Here is a 5710-nt window from a genome sequence, read left to right as displayed (position 1 = left end):
TGGGGCGACTCGATACAGAAAAAACTTATCTTTAACCAAGCTTGAATATATTGATCGCTCCTGCTCTTGGTTGGCAATCAATTATTCAGCAAGCCCTATGGTACAGATTGGAATTCACAGAAGCGAAGTAATGCTCATCCTGATGAAATTGCTCGAGGATACACAAATTCTGAAGCTTTTCAGCAAAAAGGAATTAACATTCCTGGATGGACTTGGAAAACGCTTCTAATTATGGATCGCCCTGGTCAAGGCATACCAGATATCAATCAAAACACGAAAGTGTATACATTTTTGACACCTAATAAAACCGAACCATTTGCTAATTGGCCTCTTACTGGGCAGCCCATACCTCACCCCTTTAATGAAATTCAAGCTGAGCTAGGACTAACTGCGACTCTGCCGGATATCCAAAATGCAGTTGAATGGCGTAATCCTGCTACTTGGCAGCTCACAATTAAGCAGCTTGAAAAGCTGATTGATGGCAGAGGAGGTAGAAAGATAAACTTTTTGTCTAGTCTTCCTGATAACATTCGGACTTATCTCAAAGATCAGTTATATCCAATTATCTAAATTCTCTCAACCATCCTTCAAATCAGACGAAAAACTCATCTCTGATTTGAAGGATATATGTTAGGACCAACGATAACTTCTCCATTTGGTAAAATTGTATTGCGAAATCGGCCAGTTTGAGAGAAAAAGATTTTAGCACTAAGTAGATTAGCGTCTGTGAAATTGACACCATTCATATCCAATGTCAATAAATTAGCACCCTTTAAGTTGGCATAGCTTAAATCCGCAGAATCTAGACAAGAATTTTTAAGATTAGCACCGCTCAAATCAGTACCCCTAAAGTTAACATTCGTCAAGCAGGACTCTTGCAAATTGGCACCGCTTAAGTTAGCATTAGCTAAGTGGGCATTAGGCATAATGATGTTATGTAAATCGACACCTCTAAGGTCAGCCCGATATAAAACTATGCCCTCAAACCTTCTTTCTCCAGCAGCGTAGCGCCGAAGCAATTCCTGAGTTTCCATGACTCTAACTGGATCGCTTTTATGGCTACCATCTGGCATAATAGTATGACAAAATAACGCAGCGTCAGTGTTAATATTCTCCCATTTAGCAGCGCTAAAATTTGTGCCAATTAAGTTGGTATTAGACAGGTTTGCATTGTTTAAGTTAGCATTTTCCAAATTAGCATCGCTCAGGTCAGCATTCCATAAATTAACATTAGCCAGATTTGCATTGCTAAGATTTGCCCCTACTAAACAAACGCTACTCAAGTGAGCATTTTCAAGATTCGCGTTACTCAAATTAGCACCGCTCAGATCGCACCCCTTCAAAATACTTGAGTGTAAATCAGAGCCACTTAGGTCGATCTCAATTAGGTATTCATGCTCGATGAGAGTTCCTTCTAAATTGATCGAGGAATAGTCTCTCCATCCATCTTTATATAAATCGACCACCTCCCTACCAGCCATCTCTGGGTGATGGTTGTTGAGAGATAGAAGCGGAATAACTTCTTCGGCTTCTTCTTCCCATTCGAGATATTCTTCGTTATTCATAACCTTTTTCTGAAGATATTTACATATTAATAATAGCAGATCGTGAGCCAGACAAGATTACAATCGGAATCGTATCCTGACTGCTCAATGGAAGAATGGTACCTGGACTTGGAATGGAGGTAGTAAGGCTGGTTCTTCTGAGGAGTTTACTCTTCCTAATGACCGACCATCGGGCTGCTTTGGCTTGGTATGCGGGAACTGCTAATCTCAATGAAAGTCAGTTTCCTTCGGAGAATGGCGAAACAATTTACCGTCGCTTAGGTGATTTGGCTGAAAATAATATTGCTGATGTTACTAAGACTTGGTACACTCCTGAGCACACGAATGCCAGTTTAACTCATGGCGATACTAAAGCTCACGACCTTATTTTGATGGTGGGAAGAAGACTAAAAATGAGTTGGCTAACTTTGAGAATTATTTGAAGAATAATCGGGTTTCGGTGTTAGAAGATAATACTTACTCAGCTAGGATGCGGGGTGATTATGCGGTTCCTACTTTGTTTAATGGGAATTTTGATGCTGTAGCGGCTCAACTAGATTCGCAACCCATTCCTGGTTGGTCTTTGTACAATGGCGATAATAAGTCTGTGTTGCAAAGCTCCTTGGTGAATCGGAACAGCATTACTACTTTATCTAACCCTGTAGTAGGGTCTAATTCGGGTTCAATCAATTATGCTCTAAAATTAGGTACAGGCGACAGCATCACGCACAATCCCTTTGTCGTACCGGATTGGGGAAATTTACGATTTGATGTTTTTGCTCCCACTCAAAGCGGAACACTAAATGTCAAGCTTGAAACGATAGATGGACAAAGTAAAAATGTAATCATCAATCTGGCACAAGATGCAAACTTTCAAATTGATGCAGCCAACAACAATAACACCGAGTCTATTAAGAACATCTATTCAGACATTGAAAATAAGATTGGGTTTGGCAGAAAAGGATTTGAAACCTTCCAACTTAAGTTAAACCTCACTGATTTAGAAATAGCAGATTTCCGAGGAAAGTCAGCGAAAATAACTTTTTCTTTAGACGGCGGTGACTCCGTTTACATAGATAATGTTTTCTTCAAGAGCGAGCATCTCAAATTTGGTAATCCCACTCAAGCTAGATGGAATCCTAGCAACAGTACATATAAAAACAACTTGCTGCTTGAAAAACCACAGTACGCGGTTTCTTACAATGCTGATACTAAAATTGCCAACTGGGTTGGTTGGAAAGTAGACAAAACATGGGTGACAAGACCAAAAACACAGCCGGGAGAGTTACCCAATGGGTTAATAAAAAGACCTGAGTTTATAGCCGATCCCGATTTATTCGCTAGTGGCTTGTCTACCTATGATGGAAATATCTTTACGGGCTTAGGAATGGATCGAGGTCATTTGTCTCCTGACAGAGATAGAAGAAGACATCCCAAAGACCAATTAGCAACGTACTTAACAACCAATTTGATTGCCCAGTCAATGGATAATAATCGTTTCTTTGGAGACAGCGATAATCCAGATGAGACTTCTGCTTGGTTCAATATTGAAGATAAAGTGGTAGATGAAAGAGCCAATCAGGGGCAAGAGCTCTACATTTTTGCTGGGGCTATCGGCAACAATCCAAATACTCAAAAGAAAACGAATGTTCCTGAGTTGCTTGATGACCTTTTCAATGGAGAGTTGATCAATCAGGGAAATACAAGCCCTAGCAATTTGTCAAACCGACAAATTCACATCCCTAGATGGACGTGGAAAACAATCATGGCTGTGGAACAACCAGGAGTTGATGTTACTTCGTCAAACATAGAAGCTTTCGCATATATGACGCCTAACATAGCAGAACCAAATTGGAATAATGTATCCTTAGATGGGATTGCTAATCCGCTTAACAATGATATGTTTTCTCCCTTTTTGGACAGCGTTCGCAGTAACATAAAGAAAACGGATTGGAGGAACCCAGATACTTGGCGAGTTACTCTTCCAGAACTCACAAAGATTCTTAACGAACGTAACAAAGTTCGTAACTATGACTTTAAGTTTGATTTCCTGTCAAATCTGCCAGAAGATATTCAGTAAGCTCTGAAGAATCAAGGGAGATATTCTCCTCCTTCTTAACATTTTACTTCTGGGCTAAACGGAACTTGGCATTACAGGAGGAAGTTCCGTTTAGCCCAGAAGTAATCATACTCTCATAACTTTTTAGGATATTATTATAATCTCATACTTCCCTGTTAGTATTGCTACAGGAAGAGCGATACAGATTGGAAGTGAAACCAGAAATAAAAACTCCGTCATGGCGAATAACGTCCCAGTAGTTACAAGGGTCTTCGCCAAAGCCCCCAAGCTTCGCACCTTGTAAATTGACTCTAGTAAAATTAACCGAGCTTATGTCGCATCTACTACTGTTAAATTCTCTCAAGTCACAGTCAAAAAACCTACTGTATTGCAAATGACTTGAGGTGATTCTAGCTTCTGTAAAGTTACAGTACCAAAATTGAGCCGAACCCAACTCGCACCTATGCAAATTGAGTCGGCTCAAATTGACATAGTTAAATTGAGCATCACTCAAGTCGATATTTTGCAGTTCAACCCCGCTCAAGTCAGCATACTCTAAAATGATGTTTCTAAAATCTCGATCGCCAGCCACATATCGTCTGAGTAATTCTTCTACAGCAATACTTTCTTTGTCCATAACTCGACTCCTGCATCTATTTACACAATCAACAATAGCATCGTCACTTTACAATTCGGGTTTTGCTGAGGCAGCCGCAGATGTTTTATTTGCCTCAATGGTACAACTCGATTTGGAGAAGGGCGGTTCTATCGGAAAGGAGGGTAAACTTTATGATAGTACGGGCAAGTTAATCCGCAATCAAGGATCTGTTTTCAACTCGCCGCTACATTTTGTTGGTTTCCGCAATAACACAGGTAGCTTAGACCCAGACATTTCGCCTGCATGGTCTGCAATAGAATCAGGATTAGTTGACCAGCTAATTTTTGATTACAACAAAAAACTTGATATTACTGCTGGTGTTTTTGATACTAAAGAACAGAATTGGTCGGTTCAGCCAAAAACTAGAGCACCTGAAGCACTTACGGAAGCACAAAATCAGGGAAATACAAATCCCACAAATTTAGAAGCTAACGGAATTCGGATTCCTGGATGGACATGGAAAACAATCTTGGTTTCCAACAAATCAAATCTTGGGGTACAAGATATTCTTGGCAGTTACACGTACATTACGCCCAACATACCAGAACCTTACACGAACTGGATCGGGCAACCAGCAGTCCCGAATCCACTTAATCAACTGTTAGGTGAAAGCCGCGATCCCATAACAAGTGCTGAACAATGGCGAAGACCAAATACATGGAAGATTTCTATTAATCAGCTTGAAAGTCTTCTGAATACTCAGGGTTCTGACAAGGTTTTTAACTTTTTGTCAAATCTTCCTGAAGATGTTCGGAATCGAATTAAACAACAAAGCGATTTCCAGTTTCCACCTCCCTAAGTCCAACTCGCTTGGGATTTACGCAGAACTATTTTGAAAAATGTTCAAAAAATGACTGTTCCCTCAATGCTCTGCGTAAGTCCTATTTTATTCAACCGATATATTCACATGGCAACTTCTTCAAAATCTATCATTCCTAATCTTTTGCGGGCGTTCTATCCAACGTTCACTAGAATTGATTGGTCCGGGGATAAATTCTCCACTTACCCAAGTGGTGTTACAGAAATACATATCTTCTTCGACACCAAAAAAATTTTGAATACCCTCAAGATTACTTCCTGTAAAATCAGGAGCATACATATCAAGCAATCCCAAATATGCACCTCTAAGATCGCAGTAAATTATTTGAGAATCGCGCCATTCGCAGTTACTTAAATTGGTATTCCTCATGTCACTAAAAACAATACGTTTAATGCCACCAAAATTACAATCAGTCAATTTAGCTCCGACCAAATTTACGTGGCTGAAGCGAGTTTGCCACAAAAAATTAACGCCAGATAAACTAACATTACTGAGATCGACTTCATGCAAAATTATATCCTGAAACTCTCTTTCACCAAAAAACGAGCGAGAAGCCCCTGGCTTTAGACATGGGGAGGAAAGCGGCTGCGACTTCAGTCGCCTTGAATTAAACTCCATAGGAATAGCCA

Annotated in this window: 7 protein-coding genes; 4 read left to right on the top strand and 3 right to left on the bottom strand. The window is 40.1% G+C overall.

Features of this window, described 5'->3' with window-relative positions:
• Positions 1–66: 66 nt before the first annotated feature.
• On the top strand, positions 67–570 hold the full coding sequence (locus JGK16_RS32270; RefSeq protein WP_293193949.1) for a hypothetical protein: 504 nt from the start codon (positions 67–69) through the stop codon (positions 568–570).
• Between the two features lie 35 nt (positions 571–605).
• Here the strand turns inward: JGK16_RS32270 and JGK16_RS32265 are convergent, their stop codons facing one another.
• Positions 606–1565, bottom strand: a complete 960-nt coding sequence (locus JGK16_RS32265; protein WP_293186977.1) for a pentapeptide repeat-containing protein — start codon at positions 1563–1565, stop codon at positions 606–608.
• 158 nt (positions 1566–1723) lie between these two features.
• Here JGK16_RS32265 and JGK16_RS32260 point away from each other — a divergent pair, with 158 nt between their 5' ends.
• Positions 1724–1987 (top strand): hypothetical protein, encoded by a 264-nt coding sequence (locus JGK16_RS32260; protein ID WP_293203592.1) that lies wholly within the window; start codon positions 1724–1726, stop codon positions 1985–1987.
• Positions 1963–3624, top strand: coding sequence for a DNA/RNA non-specific endonuclease (locus JGK16_RS32255; protein WP_293203591.1), 1662 nt, complete (start codon positions 1963–1965; stop codon positions 3622–3624). Before JGK16_RS32260 ends, JGK16_RS32255 begins: the two co-directional genes overlap by 25 nt.
• Before the next feature lie 142 nt (positions 3625–3766).
• Here JGK16_RS32255 and JGK16_RS32250 read toward each other — a convergent pair whose 3' ends face one another.
• Complete coding sequence (locus tag JGK16_RS32250; protein WP_293193955.1) at positions 3767–4240, bottom strand: pentapeptide repeat-containing protein; 474 nt, start codon at positions 4238–4240, stop codon at positions 3767–3769.
• On the opposite strand from JGK16_RS32250, the gene JGK16_RS32245 reads away from it, so the two are divergent.
• Positions 4233–5060 carry a hypothetical protein gene (locus tag JGK16_RS32245; protein ID WP_293186107.1) on the top strand — a complete coding sequence of 276 codons (828 nt, stop codon included), beginning with the start codon at positions 4233–4235 and terminating at the stop codon, positions 5058–5060. The genes JGK16_RS32250 and JGK16_RS32245 overlap by 8 nt on opposite strands.
• A 120-nt stretch (positions 5061–5180) precedes the next feature.
• Here the strand turns inward: JGK16_RS32245 and JGK16_RS32240 are convergent.
• The coding region (locus tag JGK16_RS32240) for a pentapeptide repeat-containing protein (protein WP_293193957.1) at positions 5181–5710 on the bottom strand (530 nt) is incomplete at its 5' end.

The sequence above is a fragment of the Microcoleus sp. PH2017_09_SFU_O_A genome (assembly GCF_020738625.1).
GTDB lineage: Bacteria > Cyanobacteriota > Cyanobacteriia > Cyanobacteriales > Microcoleaceae > Microcoleus.
This window is presented reverse-complemented; position numbering and strand designations above follow the sequence as displayed.